Genomic DNA, 20,290 nt, shown 5'->3' with positions numbered 1-20,290 from the left:
GGCCCGTGGGGGGCCGCGAAGCATACGGGGAAATGCGATGATGGACCGCCGTAAGACGACGAAACGCTCTCTGAGCCGCCTGATCCTCATGCGGCTTGGCTGGTTCTCCAGTGTCTCTGCGGCGGCCCTCTTCGCAGCCCTTCCGACCTTTGCCGATGTGATCGCGGCCACGTCCACCACGAATGTCGTGACCTCGGGCACCACCACCGACGTCACCACTTCGAACATTCAGGGCTCGACCGCCTACAACAAGTTCAGCCAGTTCAATGTAAACGCAGGCTCGACCGTCAATGTGTATCAGCCGCTCAACACGGATGCGCTGGTCAACATCATCAATGGCGGGCAGAGCACGATCGCGGGCACGCTGAATGCGATGAAAATCGTTGATCCGAATGTCTTGAATTCGGCGACCGCGATCGGCAGCAACGTCTTCTTCGTGAATTCGGACGGCTTCGTCGTCAGCTCCAGCGGCACGATCAATGCCGGGCAGCTGACGATGAGTGCTCCGACCTCGGATTTCGTCGCGAGCCTGACGAATGAGGCGGATGGCAACCTGACCGTCGGGCTCGACTCGCCCACGGCACAGCTTTTCGCGGGCTCCGAACCGCTCAGCGATACGGGCCAGATCACCATCGACGGCCAGATCAATGCGGCGCGGCTGGCGTTGCGTTCGGGTGGGGCGGGGATGCTGCTGAGGGGGCGGATCACGGTCGAGGATCCGACGGCGCTCGGTCCGGTCTCGGTCGGCGTCAACGTCGACGGAACGCCGCAGGCGGCGGGGCTTGTCAGTCAGGGTGGGGTGATCCGTCTCGTGTCCAAGGGCGGGATCTCCAGCTCGGGCACGATTTCGGCCAAGCGCGGAACGGGGACGACCGCGACGGGGGGCGTCGTCCTTGGTGAAGCGCAGGGCACGCTGAGCGCAGGCGGCACCTATGACGTCTCCGGCACGGGCGCGAGCGATCCGACAGGCACCGGCAAGGGCGGTACGATCTTCCTTTATACCGAAGGGTCGGCCTCGATGGAGCCGAGCCTCAAGGTCGATGCGAGCTCGACCGCGGGTGACGGCGGGGCTTTCGTGCTGCGCGCTGGGCCCACCGATGGCAATACGCTGAGCGCTCAGGGCGATTTCGACATGTCCGCGCCGAACGGGACGGCCGGTTCGGTCTTCCTGCGCGGGCAGGATATCTCGACGGCGGGCACGATCACGACCCATGGCGGCGACCTCGCCATCGCGGCGGACAAGACCGTCACGCTGAGCGACAATATCTCGACGCGCGCCGATGGTGCGGGCGATCCGATCACCGGCGGGCCCGGCGCGGGCACCGCCGGGTCGATCTATGTCGCCGCGCAGGATATCAACGTCGAGTCCGGCACCACGATCCGGGCCGACAGCACCGGCGCCGATGGCGGCGGGATGCTGCTGCTCTCGGCGCGCTCCTTCAACACGGGGATCGTCTGGGCGATCAACCCCGACAGCGAGACCGCCTCGATCACGATCACCAGTGCCGATCTGAAAGCGGGTTCGATCGTGGTGAACTCGGTCGCGACCGTCTCGAATACGCTGGGCAGCGATGTCGACAGCGTCGAGGCCGCGCAAGTCGAGGGGCTCGAGGACGCGACGAACGAAGACAGCCTGCTGACGACCGTCAATTCCGGCATCGACATGATGGAGGGGCTGTTCACCCAAGGCGCGAGCGCCGCAAACGGTTTCGTGCCGCTTCAGGTTCAGGTGCTCAACGCGCAGTCCAATGTGACGATCACCGACAGCACCCTGACGGCGGACGGCAACTGGAAGGACCGCTACCTCGCGCCGCGCGTGCTCAACACCGATACCGCGGCCGATAACGGCCAGCTTGGTGCGACGGGTCTGCTCGAGAACACTTACGGCTTCCTGTCCGATCCGCCGCTGAGCTTCACTTCGACCCCGCAGGATATTCTGGACAACGCGACCGGAAGCCTGCTGGGCGGCGGCGTGCCCTACAGCCTGTCGATCAAGCTGCCTGCGGCATGGGATCCTTCGCAGGACGCGATGCTGATCCAGTCGCATGCGCAGACCAGCTATTCGATCGCCCCCAAGGCCTATGCGCTGGGCGTTGTCGTGGCCGACAGCCAGGTTGCGAGCCAAGTGCTGCTTTCGGGCAATTCGCTGACGACCGGGGCAGGCAACATGCGCCTCGCCAGCACCGCAGCCGAGGATCACACGGTCTCGATCGCTGCGAAGAAGGTGAAGGATGTCGCGGCGGCGGTCGTGGTCACGACGCGCAACCTCACCAATCAGTTGATTGTCGAAGGGGGCACCACGACATCGGCGGGCGCACTCTATGCGGGCGCGTATACCGGCAAATCCCATTCGATAACCACCGGCGCCAATGCCGGCATGGAAGGCCTCGGGGCGCTCGCGGTCAGCGTCGATGTGTCCAAATCGCTCACCGAGGCTGCGCTGGGCGGCACGGTCAATACCGGCGGTGCGCTCGATCTCGACGCCGAGACGCTGTTCTTCAACAAGGTTCACGCGACCACCGCGACGATGGGCGTGGCCAATCCGGCGACCAAGATCGCCAAGCAGAAGGCAGCCGACAGCACCCTCGTTCAGGCGATCCCCGGCGCGCAGAGCAAAATCCAGGGCAAGCCGGTCGATCCGAACCGCGCTCCGCATCTGGGCCTTGGCGTCGCGATCGACGTGCAGGTCGACAATGACAGCACCTACGCGACGCTGGGCGGGAATTACCACGATCTGAGCAATGCCAATGGGCTCACCGCGCTGGGCGCGACCAATGTCACGGCTACCGGTCAGAATGTGTCTGTGAACTCAGCCTATCGCTTTGCCTCGGTGACCGAGGGCGGCAGTGCGCTATCGCGCAGCGTCTCGGCGGCGTTTGGAACGCTGAATTTCGCGGCGAAGAAAGTGCTCGACCGGTACAATGCCGCGCACCCGAACGCGACGATCACCCAAGATGAACTGCTCGGCAAATATTCGCAGGCTCTGATGCTGACCGCATCGGTCTCGACCATGGCGGGCGACACGCAGGCCGAGATCGGGGCGGACGCCACGGTGAATGCAGCTGGTGCCACGGTGCAAGCCCGGACCCGTTTCCCGCATGCGGATCCGATTCAGGATATCCGCGACAAGTGGGAGCAGTTCGTCAGTCAGGTCACCGCTTACGAAGCGCTGCCCGACAATCCGACCGATGCAGCCAATCTCGAGACGCCTGACGCGCCGGGTCTTCTCGACACGCTCAATCCGCTCAACCTCATCACAACCGACGTCAAGAGCAAAGCCGAAGCTCCCGTCCCGAGCGATGGCTCGCGCCCGGTCGTTCCCGAGGATCAGCAGAAGCTCGCCCTCGGTATCACCGCGAATGTCTTCAACACCGACAACACGACGCAGGCGGTGGTGCGTGACGGCGCGGTGCTGAACCTGACCGGCGACATGAATGTGCTCTCCAGCCAGGAGGGCTGGTTCCTCCACGTCGCCAACCTGCCCAAGAAGAACCCGATCTCGGGCGATGCCAAGGTCAACGACGCGATCGGTGTCGCGATCAATGTGGACCGCGTCGGCAGCAAGGTCTCCTCGGTGGTCGAATCCGGGGCGACGATCAATGCGGGCACCAACGCGACCAATGTCACCGCCTATACCCGCAACATCACGGGCATCCTGAGCTTCTCGGGTGGGCAGGGCGCGAGCACGGCCGTCAACGCGACGGTGGCGACCAATATCGCCGATGCCGAGACCACGGCGCGGATCGGTGACGACGCCTCGGTCACCGCAGGCGCCGTGACGATCTCGGCCAAGGACGAGTCCGTCGACTGGGCGGCGGCGGGCGCGATTTCGGCCTCGGAAAACATCGGTGTCGGGGCCTCGGTCGGCCTCAACATCACCGGTCGCAAGGTCTGGGCAGGGATTGGCCCTGACGACCCGGCGGCCCCGGCGGTGAACGCGGGCAGCACGGTGATCGACGCGGACAGCCTCGTCATCAGTGCCGAGAACGCAACGGTCGATGTCGTCGTCGGCGTGGCCGGTTCCAAGGTCCAGGGCAAGCCCACGCAGCAAGCCGAGCCGGATCAGACGAGCCAGGACGATGACACGATCATTCCGTCCTGGCTCTTTGCCGAGGATGAGAACGACGCGATCGATGCCCAGCAGAGCATGGACACGCCATCCGATAGCGACGGCAATACGCAGAAATCGGGCTGGGCGGTTACCGGCGTCGCGTCGCTCAACCTGTCGCTCGGCAACGAGACCACGGCGGCGATCAACACCCAGGGCACGATCGAGCTCGCTTCGACCCTGAGCCAGACGGCGAAGAACAACGCGGTGCAGATCGCGGTTGGCGGGGCCGTGTCGGCGGGTCTGGGTCAGGCGCAGGACACCAACGCGATCGCCGGGGCTTTCTCGGTGATGGTCGACACGCGCAAGCTCAGTTCCGAGGTCTCGAACGCCACGATCAACGCGGGTGGCGCGGTGACGATCGGCGCTGAGGATCACGCGACGGTGGTGAACGTGGCCGTGGGCGGTGCGGGAACCTCGCGCGGCGATATCGCGCTGGCGGGCTCGGTCGCGGTCGCGGTACTCGATGGCGGTACGACCGCCAGCATCGCCGATGCCTACATCACCTCGAGCCAGCTCGATCTTTCGGCCACCGATGGCTCGACCACGGTCGCGATCGGCGGCGGCGTCGGCATCAACATGGACAAGACCAAAGGCTACGGCGTCGGCATCGGGATCGCGGTCAACACCGTGACCCGCAGCGCGACGGCCAAGCTCACCGGCGCGAGCACCATCGACACCGGTGCCTTCGGGATCATCGCCAACAGCACCCAGTCGATCTACGGCTTCGGTGTATCGGCAGGCTCGGGCAAGACCGGGATCGCGGGCTCTGTTTCGGTCAATAACATCACCGGCGGCGCGCGGGCGGATGTGACCGGCAACGGGCCGGATGCGGACCGGTTGGGCATCTCGGCCAGCTCCATCAATATCGGCGCAACCGAGGCCAATTCGATCTTCTCGCTCGGCGGTGCGCTTGCCAATGGCGACAATGCCTATGGCGGTGCTGCGACGGTCAACGTCATCTCGGCCGATACCGGCGCGACGATGACCGATGCCGTGGTGACAGGACAGGGTGGCACCGGCGGGACGGGCACGATCACCCTCGATGCGACCGGAACGAGTACGATCTTCTCGATCGCCGTCGCGGGCGCGGTGGCGAACGAGCAGACGGCTGCGGGGGCGGGGATCTCGGCCAACAACATCACCGCAGGCGTCGTCGTTTCGGCCGCTGGGACCGAGGCGCTGGATGCGCAAAGTATCGCTCTGAATGCGACCGGCACGCGGACGATTTCCAGCATCGGCGGCGGTGCGGCGGCCTCCAATGGCAGCGCGGGTGGTTTCGCGAGCACGCTCAACCTGCTGACGCAGAACACCACCAGCGTCAATCTCGACGGCGCGCATCTCACCACCACCGGAGCGGGCACGATCGCGGCCGACGCGACCGCGAATGGCACGATCCGTTCGGCCGCCGTGGCGCTGAGCGCATCGCGCGACACCTCGCTCGGCGGGGCGGTGACAGTGAACTATTCGCAAGCGGTCACGCAGGTCTCGAGCGTCGGTGCGACGCTTGGCGCAGGTGGCGCGTTGAGCCTGACCGCAGACGATACGGGCCTGATCGAGAGCCTTGCTGGCGGTGCGGTGGTGAGTGCGAACGGCAGCGGAGTCGGCGGCGCGATCTCGGCCAATTTCATCGGCCATGATACCGGCGTTCTGACGAATGGCGCGACCCTGTCGGGTGAGGGCGTGAGCCTGACGGCCACGAATGGCTCGACGCTCAAATCGGCGGCCGTTGGCTTGACGCTTACAGGCGCAGGTCCGACTGCCGTGGCGGGTTCGCTCGCGATCGGCGATATCGGCAATACGACCTCGGTGAATGCGACGAGCACCTCGATCGACGCAGGCACCGGGGCGATTTCGCTCAGTGCGACGCGCACGGGGCAGATTTCGATCCTGTCTGGAGCCGCTGCCGGAGCGGGTGGCGCGACCGCGGTGGGCGTGGCGCTGACCGTGGCCACGATCCATGGCGGCACGACCGCCGATCTCGTGAGTTCCGAAGCGGTGACTGGCGACTCGCTGTCCGTCTCGGCGACCGATACCGCCGGGATTGACGCGATTGCGGTTTCGGGCGCGGCCTCGGGGCAGGCTGCGGTTGGCGGCTCCGTGGTCTATGCTCAGATCGGCCAGCCCGGCACGGATGGTCCGAGCGTCGATCCGCTGCCCGGACCGGCGAGCGATGATCCGGTCGGTGGTGCTCAGAGCGAGGTTGCCGGCCTTCGGGATACGGCTCTGACAAATCTCGCGACGAGCGTGAGCGACACGACCAAGGCACCCGATTTCGACGCGAGCAAACTGGCGTTGACGCTGGATGCCGATGCGGTCACCCGCGCCCGGGTCGAGCTTTCGGGCACGGCGCCCGCGCTTCCCGCCACCACGATCAATGCCTCGACCACCGGCACGATCCGCTCGCTCGCGGGTGCGGTCGCGATCGGCGGCTCTGGCGCAGGTGTCGGCGCGGGCATCGGGGTGAACCTGCTCTTCGGCAAGACCGAAGCGGAACTGGTGCTTCCGGCGGATGCGGAAACCTCAGCTCCCTCGGTGGCGCTGAGTGCGATGCAGACCGGCACGATCGAGACGGCCGCCGTGTCGGGCGGCGGCTCGGGCGGTGTCGGCGGGGCGGGTTCGATTCTCGTCAACGTGATGAACCGCCAGGCTGATGCGCATATTCGCGGCAATGGCACGGGCGCGCGCGCCGCGCTGCGCACCGATCGCGGCGATGTCTCGCTGAGTACGACGCAAACCGGCACGATCAAGGCGCTGGCCGGTTCCGCCGGGATCGGCGGGCAGGCGGGTATCGGAGGCGCGATCGTCGTCAACGTGATGTCCGACGATACTGAAGCAGCGATCGAGGATGCCGCGATCCTGGCGCGGCAGGAGACCGAGGATGCGGCCAATCCGCTGGCGAATGCGGGCGCGCTGACGATCTCGGCGACGCAAGGCATGACGCTGGAATCGCTCTCGGTCGGCGCGGGCGGCGGTGGCAGCGGCGCCTTCGCGGGCAGCTTCGCCGTCAACGTGGCCAATGGCGAGGTCTACGCAGGGCTGCGTCGCTCCGAGGCGCAGGTGGGCAGCCTCTCTGTTTCAGCGACCTCGACTCCGTCGCTGACGGGCAAGGCCGGTGCCTTCGCGGGCTCGGGCGGTGCCTCGGTCGGTCTTGGTATCGTGATCAACAATTCCTATCAGACCGTGCGTGCCGACATCACCTCAAGCACGGTGCGCAGCGGAAGCTCGGTGGTACTTGGCGCTTACGAGACCACGACCTTCTCGGGCAGCGCGATCTCGGGGGCAGGCGGCACGGTCGGCGTGACCGGCACGGGTGTCAACAACACTGCCGCGAACACTGTCGAGGCACTGATCCAGGGCGAGCCGATCGCGCTCGTCGATCCGGTGAGCGGCACGAGCGCGAATACGCTTTATGGCTCGGATGTGGTGGCGCGCGGCTCGATCCTGGTCGATGGCCAGTCGAAGACCACGATTTCGCTTCTTGGCGGGTCGGAAGAGTCGAAGCCCGGCTCGACGGAGGACGCGCGCGGCGACACGCCAGGCGTCAACCTGTCTTTCTCGGGCGGGGCGACGGCGGGTGTCGGCGTCTCGGCCTCGATCAACACGATCAAGAACCGCGTCAAGGCGGCCGTTCTCGACACGGCGCGCGTGACCGCGCTGGGTGAAAGCGCGATCAGCTGGGATGATGCTGACGGCGCAACGCGCTCGACGCGCGGGTTCGCGGTGAATGCTCAGGCGCGCAGCGCGATCTCGATGCTGACCGCGAATGGCTCGGTTGGCGGGGTCGCGGGCGTGAGTGCGCTCTTCGCCCTCAATCTCATTGATGACGAGGCACTGGTGCAGCTCGGCTCGGAGACCGGCGAAAGCCTCGTTCGGATCAACCCCGAGAACGACGCGGATTTCGAGGGCGATATCGGCACCGCCACCGCGAATGCGGGCCAGGACGTTCTGGTGAACGCGGATGTGGCGAACTCGTCGACCTCCTATACCGTCAATGTCGGCATCGGCGGCGCTGCGGGCGTTGGCGCGAGCGTGGCGACCACGGTTGTCACTTCGGCGGCGAAGGTCGCGACCTATGATGCGCAGCTCAACGCGGCCGATGCGCTGACGATCAATGCCAACAGCAAATCCGTGCTCACGAGCTTCGTGGCAGGGATCGGTGGCGGTTTCGTCGGGGTGACCGGGAACGGGAACGTCAACGTGCTCTCCTCGACGGCGGATGTCGCCATCGGGGGCGGTTCGCTTGAAGCGGGCGGTGCGCTGAACATCGACAGCAAGATCGACAACGACATCTATGCGATGACCGGCAGCGGCGGCGGCGGGCTCGTCGCGGTGGGCGGCGCGATTCAGGTGACCGTGGTCGATGGCAGCTCGAAGGTGACGGTCGGAAACGGCCGCGCGGGCCAGAAAGCCTATCTGACGGCAGGCGGCGATCTTGGGGTCAACGCGAAATCCTACCTGACCCAGCAGGGCTATGTGGGTGCGGGTGCGGTTGGCGGCGTGGGCGTTGCGCTCTCGGCCAATGTGCTCGTGGACCGGACCTTTACCGGCGTGACCATCGCTGACGGGCAGAGCCTGAGTGCCGCGGGCAAGATCGATCTGACGGCCTTCGAGAAGGCGACGATCACCGGTGTCGCGGGCTCCGTTGGGGGCGGCGCAGTGGGCGTGGGGCTTGGCCTCGATTACGCAAACCTGCAAGGCACGACGACCGTCAATATCGGTGACGGGGCGTCGATCACCGCGAATTACAATGCGGGCGGCACGCGCGGCGTGGGCCAGAAGGGCATCACCATTTCGGCGGCGTCCGAGCGTGAACTCGGCTCGACTGTCGTCGCGATTGGCGGCGGGGCGATCAGCGTCGGCGCAGCGCTGTCCGTCGCGGAACTGGGCGGCACCGTCGATGATCAAAGCGGCAACCTCTCGGATGCGCTCGCCTCGATCAACAGCGACCTGTCGAGCGATCAGAACGGCGATAGCGGTCTGGATGCGAACGCGAGCGATCAGGACAAGCAGAACACCGCAGGCTCGGTGGTCGGCTTCGCGGGTGGTTCGGACACGCAAAGCCAGATCGTCGCGACGCGCCAGGGCCTCGACCCGTCCGCGGCTGGCACCGATCAGGTCTCGGTCACGATCGGCTCGGCCAAGCTCTATTCCGACGGCGATATCAAGGTCGACAGCTCGGCCAAGATCCGCGTCACGCAGGATGCGGGCGCGGGCTCGGGCTCGATCTTCGGCGGCGCGTCGAGCGGTATCGCGATTTCGAACGTGGCGACGGGTGCGGGCATCGAGTTGCAGAGCGGCGCGGTGCTGAGCGCGGGCGGTGCGGTCGATCTTGGCGCGGCGACCGGTCAGCTCGACACCAATCCGCTGATCTCCTCCTCGGTGACCACGGCCTCCGCCTCGGGCGGGTATACCGGCGGCGCGGGCGTCTCGGTGGCCAAGCTCGACGCGGGCGCCTCGGTCTCCGTGGGCGATGCGGTCGCGATCTCGGGCAAGTCGGTCGCGCTGAGCGCGGACCGTTCGGGTCTGGTCAGCACCGACAGCTACAATGTGAATGTCGCGATCGTCGGCGCGGCGGGGGTTGCCGTCTCGGATGCGACGAGCGTCGGAACGAGCGCAATCACCATCGGCGCGGCAGGCGGCAACTCGGGCTCGATCTCGAGCGGATCGGGCGGAACCAATATCTCGACCAGCGACACCACGCGCGTCACCGCGACGGGCGAAGGGAGCTCGGGCGGTATCGCGGGCGGCGTCAACGCGGTGATCGTGACCGCGACGAACAGCGGCAACAGCCTTGTCACGGCCCGCGACTACACCTTTACCAGCTCCGGAGCTTTCGATCTGGAGAACACGAGCGCGGGTTCGGCCAAGGCCTATGCGAAAGGTATCGCGGTCGGCGGCGGTATCGCCATCGGAGCCGGTGTCGCGACCTCGCGCGCCAACATGAACGTGGCGACGATTTTCGAGGCCGACGTCACGGCGAACAACATTGCGATCAATTCCGAGATCAAGCTCAATTCCGGCTTCACATCGAGCTATGCCGAAGCGCACTCGACCTCTGGCGGGCTGCTGTCGGGCAACGGCGCGGATGCCAAGGCCTTCACGGGACACGCCATCACCTCGACGATGAGCGGCACCTATATCGCGACCGGCACGCTCGAGTTGAGCGCGGATGCGAGCGCGGTGAAGGCGGAAGCCTATGCGACGGGCCGCTCCGGCGGCGCGGTCGCGATCGGCCTCACGCTGGCGACCGCCGGTCAGGACACCGCGAATGGCGGCAGCGGCGATGTCGTCTTCAATCTCGACAACGCGCGTCTGAGCGGACGGGTCGTGACGCTTTCGACCGGCAATGCGCCCAGTGCCGTCGCCAAATCGGATTCCGGCTCGGGCGGGCTTGTCTCGGGCTCTGGGGCAGAGACCCATGTGAGGACGGACACGCGCTCGATCTTCAATATCGGGGCGACCACCACAACCGTCATCACCGCAACGGATCAGCTCCAGATCACCGCAGCGCAATCAGGCACCTTCGGCAGCCAGGTCGATTCCACCAGCGCAGCCGCGCTGGGATATTCGGGGGCCTTCAGCGAAACCACGATCGCGGCGACGACCGCGCTGACGCTGGGTGGCAAGACCACGATTGCGGCGAAGAACATCGATATCGGGGCGGAAACCTCGATGAACCGGCCCGATGACGGCTACAACGTCGTTTCCGGCTCGGGCGGTGCGATCGACGTCGCGGCGATGCGCAGCGAGGTGACGGTCAACGCTTCCACCGATCTCGTGGTCAGTGACGATGCGGCGCTGGTGCAGACCGGGCTGCCGGACAACAACCAGGTCTTCCGTCTCGGCGCCGCGACCAACATGGCGCTGACCGACCGGCTCAAACTCGATTCCGGGGGCGCGATCGCAAGCCCGATCGGCCAGAGCACGCTCGACGTGCAGAGCAATACCGCGCATGTGACGATCGGTGCTGCGAAGCTGCTCGCGGTCGATGTGCTTCAGCTCTATGCGGGCGGGGATGCGAACCTCTATTCCGAGGTGGACACGACCTCCTACGGTCTCTCGGGGGCGGCCTCGGGCAAGACTTACGCGACCTATAACGCCGACAACCAGATCACGCTGAACTCGGGTGCGGATCTGCAATCGCTGACCGATATTCAGCTCAAATCTGGCTATACGTCGAACGGGGCGCAGCAGGTCGCGGTCAAGGCCGAGACGCGCGTCTTCAACAAGACCGCGATCCCGATCCCGATCACCCCGGTCGCGGATGCGACGGCCAACGCCAATCAGCGCGTGAATATCGACACCGGCTCCAGCGTCGCGGCGGTGCATGACGTCTACATCTTCGCGGAGCGTGGCGGTGGAGAGGTCATCGGCTATGGCCGTGGCAAGGATCTCTACCGCGAGGTCGCGGCGGCGATCGGTTCGGCACTGAGCGAAGCCTTCGGCGGTGATCCGGTCAGCCTCGACATCGAGAGCGGTACCTCCACCGATACCGGCGACAACCTGATCACGGTGAACGGCTATGTCCGCGCGGGCTCGCGCAACAAGCAGATCCTGATCCTCGATCAGAACAACCAGCTCGACAATTCGTCGGAATACTACGTCAACGGCTCGGGCCAGCAGATCTGGTTCACCGATGAGGACGCCCGCGGCATCCTCGAGGATCCGACCAACTCGGCGGCCGAGATCGCGGCGATGATCCGCGAGAACGTGCCGCTGAGCGATCTGCTCGACGCGCGCATTGCGGAACTTCAGTCGAAGATCAACGATCCGATTCTGAGCCAGGATGCGCAGGCCGTGCAGGCGTGGAATGACGAGCTTGCCTCGCTCATCACCCGTCAGGCCGATTTCAGTGGCAATGCCGATTTCATCGATCTACCCGATATCCGTGCCTCTGAAGGCAGCATCTATCTGCGCGCCGACACGGTCCAGGGCGCCTCGACCGGCACGCTCGATGCGCCGGGCAATGCGCTGATCCTCGTGCATGTCTATTCCGATGCCTATGTGAACACAGGTTCGATGGAGATCCCGTGGAACGAGGGCGGGCGGATCGTCTTCAACGACGTGACCGTCAAGACGCCGCAGGAAATCCAGAACCTCGCCAACCCCAAGGGCGCCCCGATCGACTACACGATGATCTCGGGCACCGATGCGGGCGAGCCGAAGATCGAGGTCGTGACCTATGGCAACGGCTCGATCGAGGTTGGCGGTCCGATCACCAACATGGGCGGCACGGTCCTGATCAATTCCAACTTCGGCGATCTCGACGTACAGGCCGACATCTCGGCCAAGACGATTCGTCTGAGCGCCGGGCGCGACTTCACGCAGGGCTACACGCCGGGGCTGCGCAATGTTTCGGGAGATCCGCGCTCGATCTATGACAACTACTTCCAGCAGGTCGATGACGACGCGCGCGCATGGATCACCAGCGGCTTCACCGTGACCGGCAGGTCAGGCGGCGACCTTACGGTCCCGTTCTCGACCACCACGCTCGATATCGGCAATGTCGCCGCTTTCGAGCTCGGCGCACGGCCGACCGCGATCCGCGCCGGGCGCAATGTCTACATCACCGCAGACAAGCTCAATATCAACGGGCTGATCCAGGCGGGTGTGGGCTCTTACGAGATCGACATTGCCGCGGGGCTGATGGATGACATCGCGGGCTTCTCGACGACCACGCCGACGGTTCTGTTCGACCCGTCCGAGCCGGTCACGCCCAATGTCACGCGCAATGCCAATGTCACCTCGGATGTCTGGGTGAAATACGACCCGACCATGCTCAACGACAAGGGCGAGCAGACCGGCGCGATCGTGATCGATCCGATGGTCGTGCAGGGTGGGCGCGTCGAGATCACCGGCCAGATCCTCTCTACCGGTGGTGGCAAGATCGAGTCTCTCGACGGCTATGGCAGCATCACCGTCAACAACGACACCTCACTTCCGGTCGTGCTCGGGCGCGTCGACACCGGCGATCCGGGGGCGAACGAGCAGGGCATCGAAGGCGTGGTGCGGATCACCGACACCGATCCTGCCAAGGCGGTCAACGGGGCCGCGCGGGTCACCGAATTCACTCGCATCGGCCGCACGCTCTACGTCAGGGACAACTCCAGCACCTTCGACACCGAGACCCTTACCTATGGCGATCCTACCGATCCCAACAGCGTCAGTGTCACCCGCGTAATCCCGACGACGCTGGTTTCGTCCAGCAGCGTGAGCGACGGGCGCGAGGGCAGCTACCAGCCGACGCTGAATCGAGACTTCGTCGTGCTGCAATCCGAGGTCGTTACGCAGGTTGTCGAGTATAGCCAGAAGACTTCCTACTTCTGGTTCAAGCTTGGCGAGTCGATTTCGTCCAAGGTCTACGATCCGAAGGTCACGCCGCTCGATCCGACTGTCGCCTTCGGGGCCGACGGCAATTACGTCGCCTCGGAAAACACCTCGATCAATGGCGGTGTGTATGACTATGGCTTCACCGGCTCGCTGACGTCGCAGAACACCAAGAAAGGCACCGTCAAAACGGATGACCGCCGCATCCTCGGGATCGGCGATGTCTACAAGAGCTGGAACGAGACGGTCACGTCGAACGTGCTCTATACGCATCGTCTGAAGGCCGATTACCCGATCGAGATCGTGTTCAGCGGCTCGGATACGGGTGGGCTGAACATCACCTCGAAAGGGGACGTGATCTTCACCGATACGGTCTCCAACGTGGTTGGCGATAGCAAGATCACCTCGAGCGCGGGCTCTGTGCTGACCGCAGGCTCGGAAGTCACCGCCACGCTGGCCAATCTCGATGTCTCGGCCGTCAACGGCCGGATCGCGGGCAGCTCGGGCGCGTTCCGCATCGATCAGTCGGAAGGCTCGACGCTGACGGCAGCGGGCGGCAGCGCGGTCAATATCCGCGAGCTGTCGGGGGCGATGAACCTCGTGAGCGTGACCACCAAAGATCGTCCGGCCACCAGCGACGCGCCGATGACGGGGGTGGTGACGCTGACCGCTGATGGCGACATCACCATGGCGGATGCCTCGACGGGCGGGATTGTCGCGAGCTCGATCGACCTGGTCTCGATCAACGGCGCGGTCGGTCAGTCGGGCGCCCCGATCTGGGTGACCCATGAGGGCGGTGTGCTCGATGTGACCGCGCTCAACGATGTCCATGTGAGCGCGCTGACGGGCGATCTGCCCCTGCATGGTGTCACCTCGCAGCTTGGCTCGGTCACGCTGAGTGCGGCGAGCGGGTCGATCCTCGATCGCAACAATGTCGAGGTCCGCGATATCCGCTCCGAGTCCGAACTGGCGAAGCTCTGGACGCAGGACATGGGGCTCGACGATGCGGTCGCGCAGGATGACCGCGCGCAGCAGCAGCTCGACGCGCTCGCCAATGCCCGCGAGCATGCCTATCGCGAATACTGGCGCGAGCGGCGTGCGGCGGGCGGCAATCCGATCGACTACACGATCGATCAGGCCACGGCGGATGCCCTTAGCTCTGGCGGCTGGACCCAGACGCAGCTCGACAATTACGTGGCAGAGCAGCAGGGGCTTTATGCGGAGTGGAACGCGGAGAGCGCAGAGCAGGAGACCTTCACCTACGTCCCGACGGCCAGCGATCAGGCGCAGATCCTCGAAGGGATCGGCTGGACCACGGATGAGCTCAAGCACTGGATCCGGGCGGGTCTGATCAAGGGCACCGGCGATACCAATACCCGGATCGAGGATCCCAACGTCACGGCCTATGGCGACATCACGTTGAGCGCCGGCGGAACGGTCGGTGAGATGCTCGATCCCTACACGGTGGGTTCGACCAATGATCTCACGCAGGATCTGCAGATCCTGTCGCAGGCTGAGCCGTCCGATCTGACCTTCACCGCTGACGGCAAGGTCGTCGTGCGCCGGGCCGAGGATCTGAACTTCGCCTTCACCGGCTTCGACGCGAATGATGCGCCGGTCGGTACGCTCACCGCGATCTCGGAAGGCACCGATGTCTATCTCGGCGCCGAAACCCCGGCCGCACTGCATCTCGTGAACGCAGCGCGCGACGTGACGGTGAAGATCAACGGCATGATGTCGGATGCCCATGGCAGCGAACCTGCGGTGATGGGTCGGATCATCGTGCTCGAGAGCGGCAACGACGCGCCGATCGCGACGCAGGACAACCCGCTGACCGTCGCGGTTCGCACCGGTGGCATGCTGACCGCGCGTTCGGGCGTCGAGGTGAATATCGCGGCGACCGGCGATCTGCCCCTGGCCGAGATCTATGCACCGGGTGCGGTGCGCATCAGCGCGACTGGTGCGATCACCGATGCGCTGGCGACGGGTGCGGTGCGCATAAGTGCGGGCAGCCTGACGCTCTCGGGGGCCTCGGTTGGCACGCAGGCCACGCCGCTTCCGATCGAACTGACCGATACCGCGAATGGCGGCGCACTCGATCTCGAGACGCTTTCGGGCGATGCCTGGCTGACGGCCACGGGAGACCTGCCGATCACGCGGGCCTCGATCGCGGGCGGCGGGGCCATCAGCACCGATGCGCTGATGTCCTTCATCGGCACCGACACGGTGAGCTTCGGCACCGCATCGGCCCTGACGCTGAGCACGGCAAGTGGCATCGATCTCACCGGATCGAGCGGCACCGATGTGAAGGGCGGCACGCTCACCATCGTCACCGGCGGTCCGGTCGGCACCGAGACCAAGCGCCTCGAGACCGCGCTTGTCGGGCTGAACTACGCCGCGACTGGCACCGCGCTCACGCCGTTCTGGCTTCACGAGGCGGATGATCTGACGATCACCAGCCTGACCCAGCTCACCGCCGGGTCGATGACCGATCTGGTCGTGGACGGAGCGCTGACCATCGGCACCATCTCGTCGCCCGACGAAGTGCATGTCGCGGCGGGCTCGATCACCGAGGGCCGCATCATCGCGAGCCGCACCCAGCTGAGCGCGAACGGCGCGATCGGCTCGGCGGCGCCGCTGAACGTGAAAACCGGACGCCTCTACGCGAAGACCGTTGACGGCGATATCCGGATCGGGCTGCGCGATGGTGCGACCGATATCGAAGAGGTCACGGCAGGCGGCTCCGGGGCGATTGCGCTGAGCTCGACCAACGCGCCGCTGACATTGCTGGCAGGTCCGGGGATTACCACCCAAGGTGGAGCGCTCGGTCTGGATGTGACCAGCCTTGTCGCGAATGCCGATATTCTCAGCCATGGCGGGGCGATCTCGATCCTGTCCGCGGGGCTGCTGCGACAGGCGGCCGGGACCGCGATCGACGCCGGAACCGGCACGATCAAGATCGGCGTGAAGGGCGACATGATCGCATCGCATGTGGTGACGCAAAGCACCGCTGACCCGGCGCTGACCCTCTCGGTCGATGGCGCGCTCTCGATCGCTTCGGGCCAGACCGGCACGGTGCTCGAGGCGAATGCTGCGGGGGCGGGCGCGGTCCTGACCCTCGGCGCGCTGACCCCGGTCGGCCCCGATGGGCTACCGGTCGCCTTCGACCATGTCACGGCGCAGGTCGCGAATGGTCCGATGCATCTCAACGAGCGCGACGCGATCCGGCTGGATCAGCTGCGCACCGATAGCGGGCTGATCGACCTCTATGCGGGTGGCCCGATCACCGTGCGCGATGTCATCTCCGGTGACGCCTCGCCGATCGTTATTTCGGCGGGCACGGGCGATATCCGCTCGGATGGCGCGACGATGTCGGGTGGCGATGTCCGGCTCTTCGCCTTCGGTGGTGCGATCACCGGCGAGACCGGCGCGACCTTCATGGGCGACATGTCCCCCGGCACCACGGGTCATTTCTACGCCGATGGCGACGTGAACTACACGGAGACCGCGGGTGATATGCGGGTAGGCTTCGCGCTCTCGCAAAATGGCGGGCTCTATCTCGATACGATGGGCGGGACGATGGAGCTTGGTGTGCTGGGCGCGCGGACCGATGTGATGCTGGCAGCCGACGACGCGCTGCATGTGAATATCATCGGAGGGGCGAGCGTCGATCTGGCCGATGAGACCGCGATGGCGTTGATCCATCCCGAACTCTACGGGCGGCGCGAGGCACAGGCGCCCGACAATGCCGATCTGCGTGCGCGCAATCCGGGCTCGACGCTTTATGCGGGCTTCGTGAACGTGCGCAAGACGCTGGGGCTGCATGCCGATTACATCGACGCCCAGCTCTATGACATGACCCCCGAGGATGCGCTCGCGCTGACCCTCGACGGGCATGATGACGGCATGGCCTCTTATGTCGATGTGGCTTCGATCGGTGACGGTCCGATCCTGTTCATCCCAGAGGGCCAGTATTTCGACGATGTGCGCGACCGCCTGACGGGCCGTGACAGGGCGCGCGGACCGCTCAACCTCGTGCGGGGCCGGATCACGACGGGTCAGGTGAGCCATGCCGGGCCGGTGCTCAACGGTCTCGACGTGGTGATCGGCGGCGATGTCTGGTTCTACCAGCAAGGCTTCTCGGTGCTGGCGCAGGCGGTCTACGATCAGCTCTCGACCGTGGCCGATGCGCAGACGCTGGCGATCAACGACGGCAAGTACAGCTTCACCCAGTCGAACCGGATCGACCTGACCGTGACCGAAGGGTTGGTACTGAACCGTCGCCTCGGCGGGGCAGGCGTCAATGGCGGTCAGGGCTATGGCTTCGAGGTGGGCGTGGAGACCGATATCCTTGGCTTCCCCTATACCACCACCTCGGGTGCCCCCGCGGGCGTGACGCGTCCGGGGGCCTTGATACGACTGCCGAGTTCCAGTGCGGAAGAGGAAGATCCGCGCGTCACCTGGGTGATCTCCTCGGCGGAGTGAGCGTTGCCAAAGAGCGAAACAGGGAAAGGGCTGCCGAGAGGTGGCCCTTTCTTTGTCGATGCAAAGCCGAGAGGACCACGGGCGCAGGGCGGCAGAGGCCCGGCCGCGCTGCGCAAGGCGCAAGCACTTCGACAACGAATCGCGGGTGACTTCTTTGAGGGGGGAAGTGGTGCTGCTGGAGAGACTTGAACTCTCGACCTCTCCCTTACCAAGGGAGTGCTCTACCGCTGAGCTACAGCAGCGCCGGTTTTCGGTCCGTCGCTTCGACCGTGGGCGGGGATTTAGACGCAATCGCCGAGGGGTGCAAGGGTAAATCTTGCTCTCTCTCGACAGGATTTGCAGGTCGCGTTAAACGGGGCGCCATGACGGGCGAAGACAAAGACGGATCGGGCAAGTCCCGCGAGGCGCAGATGAGCCGCGAGGAACGCCGCGCCGAAGCGCTACGGGCGAATTTGCACCGGCGCAAGGCACAGGCGCGCGCGCGCAAATCCGCCAGCTCCGCGCCCAAGGATAACGAGAACGAGGGCAGTTGAGATGGATAGCATCGTCGTGCGCGGCAACGGGCCGCTTTCCGGGCAAATCCCGATCGCGGGTGCGAAGAACGCCTGTCTGGCACTGATGCCGGCGACGCTTCTGAGCGACGAGCCGCTGACGCTGACCAATGCGCCGCGCCTCTCTGACATTCGCACGATGACCGAGCTTCTGGCCTCTCTCGGGGCCGAGGTGACGGCGCTGCAGGACGGCAAGGTTCTGGCGACCTCGTGCCATGGCGAGATCAACCCGGTCGCCGATTACGACATCGTGCGGAAGATGCGGGCGTCGAATCTGGTGCTTGGCCCTCTGCTGGCGCGTCTGGGCCATGCGGTCGTGTCGCTGCCCGGCGGCTGCGCGATCGGCGCGCGCCCGATGGATATTCATGTCGATGCGCTCTCGGCGCTCGGTGCGGAGATCGAGCTGAAGGACGGCTATCTTCATGCCGAGGCGAAGGGCGGGCTGAAAGGCGCCGTCCATGAGTTGCGTTTCGCCTCTGTCGGTGCGACCGAGAACTTCCTGATGGCGGCGTCGCTGGCGAAGGGCACCTCGGTGCTGAAGAATGCCGCACGCGAGCCGGAGATTGTGGATCTCGCGAAATGCCTGCGCGCGATGGGGGCGCAGATCGAGGGCGACGGCACCTCGGAGATCGTGATCGAGGGCGTGGACCGGCTCCATGGTGCGACGCACCCGGTCGTCGCGGACCGGATCGAGCTGGGCACCTATATGCTTGCACCCGCGATCTGCGGCGGCGAGGTGGAGTGTCTGGGCGGACGGATCGACCTGATCGAGAGCTTCTGCGAGAAGCTCGACGCCGCCGGTGTCTCGGTCGAGCAGACCCATACGGGCGTCAAGGTGAGCCGCAAGAATGGCCGCATCCGCGCGGTCGACGTGGTGACCGAACCCTTCCCCGGCTTCCCGACCGACTTGCAGGCGCAGATGATGGCGCTTCTGTGCACCGCCGAGGGGACGTCGGTTCTTGAGGAGAAGATCTTCGAGAATCGCTTCATGCATGCGCCCGAGCTGATGCGGATGGGTGCGAATATCGAGGTGCATGGCGGGCACGCGACCGTGCACGGCGTCGAGAAGCTGAAAGGCGCGCCGGTCATGGCGACCGATCTGCGCGCCTCCGTGTCGCTGATTCTCGCAGGGCTCGCAGCCGAGGGCGAAACGGTGGTCAGCCGCGTCTATCACCTCGATCGCGGCTATGAGCGGGTCGAGGAGAAGCTCAAGGGCGTCGGTGCCCATATCGAGCGCGTGAAAGCAAGCTGATTGACTGGCAATCGCGCCCGGTCTTCCCATATCGAGTAGCAGAGGTGGCCCATGACCCGTGACGCGAAATTCGAAGATGGTGGCGAAGGCGCGATTGCGCTGCGCGCCGAGACCAAGGAAGACCTCGCGGTGATCGCCGCGCTGGTACAGGACGCGATCCTGCCCATCACCGAGATCGCCTGGGAGGCCAAGGCCCGCAGGCTGGCGCTGCTGATCAACCGCTTCCGCTGGGAAGACAAGACGGCGGCAGAGGCCGAGAAACGCCCTTACGAACGGGTGCGCGCGCTTCTGGTGCTGTCGGACGTGACCCATGTCGCGAGCATGGGAATCGATCGCTCGGATCGCGATGTGGTGCTGTCGATCCTTGATATCTCTTTCGAGGAGAAAGACGACGGGGCGGGGCGTGTCACCCTGACGCTGGCCGGAGATGGCGCCTTGGCGGCAGATGTCGAATGCCTCGATGTCGATCTGCGCGACGTGGAGCGGCCTTATCGCGCGCCCTCGGGACACGCGCCGCATCATCCCGACTGAGCCGCGCTTTGCGGCCGGGGATGCCTCCGGCGG

At 65.5% G+C, this 20,290-nt stretch carries 4 protein-coding genes and 1 tRNA gene; 4 read left to right on the top strand and 1 reads right to left on the bottom strand.

Annotated elements, in window-relative coordinates:
- Positions 1 to 40 precede the first annotated feature (40 nt).
- Positions 41 to 17,923: a leukotoxin LktA family filamentous adhesin gene (locus BMG00_RS13220; protein WP_158521732.1), complete on the top strand. Its 17,883-nt coding sequence runs from the start codon at positions 41 to 43 to the stop codon at positions 17,921 to 17,923.
- Positions 17,924 to 18,090: 167 nt separating this feature from the next.
- Here BMG00_RS13220 and BMG00_RS13215 read toward each other — a convergent pair.
- A tRNA-Thr gene (locus BMG00_RS13215) sits at positions 18,091 to 18,165 on the bottom strand.
- Between the two features lie 120 nt (positions 18,166 to 18,285).
- Between BMG00_RS13215 and BMG00_RS17650 the strand changes: the two genes are divergently transcribed.
- Genes BMG00_RS17650 through BMG00_RS13205 form a run of 3 tightly spaced genes read left to right on the top strand, consistent with a single transcriptional unit; the run spans position 18,286 to position 20,257 of the window.
- Positions 18,286 to 18,456, top strand: coding sequence for a hypothetical protein (locus BMG00_RS17650; RefSeq protein ID WP_158521731.1), 171 nt, complete (start codon positions 18,286 to 18,288; stop codon positions 18,454 to 18,456).
- Between the two features lies 1 nt (position 18,457).
- Positions 18,458 to 19,726: a UDP-N-acetylglucosamine 1-carboxyvinyltransferase gene (gene murA / locus BMG00_RS13210; RefSeq protein ID WP_078574677.1), complete on the top strand. Its 1,269-nt coding sequence runs from the start codon at positions 18,458 to 18,460 to the stop codon at positions 19,724 to 19,726.
- A 51-nt stretch (positions 19,727 to 19,777) separates the two neighbouring features.
- Positions 19,778 to 20,257, top strand: a complete 480-nt coding sequence (locus BMG00_RS13205; protein WP_078529460.1) for a DUF2948 family protein — start codon at positions 19,778 to 19,780, stop codon at positions 20,255 to 20,257.
- Positions 20,258 to 20,290: the final 33 nt, after the last annotated feature.

Origin of the sequence: Thioclava marina (genome assembly GCF_002020135.1) — a bacterium.
In the GTDB taxonomy this organism is placed as follows: domain Bacteria; phylum Pseudomonadota; class Alphaproteobacteria; order Rhodobacterales; family Rhodobacteraceae; genus Thioclava; species Thioclava marina.
Note: the sequence above shows the minus strand (reverse complement) of the source record. Positions and strands in the feature narration are given on the sequence as shown.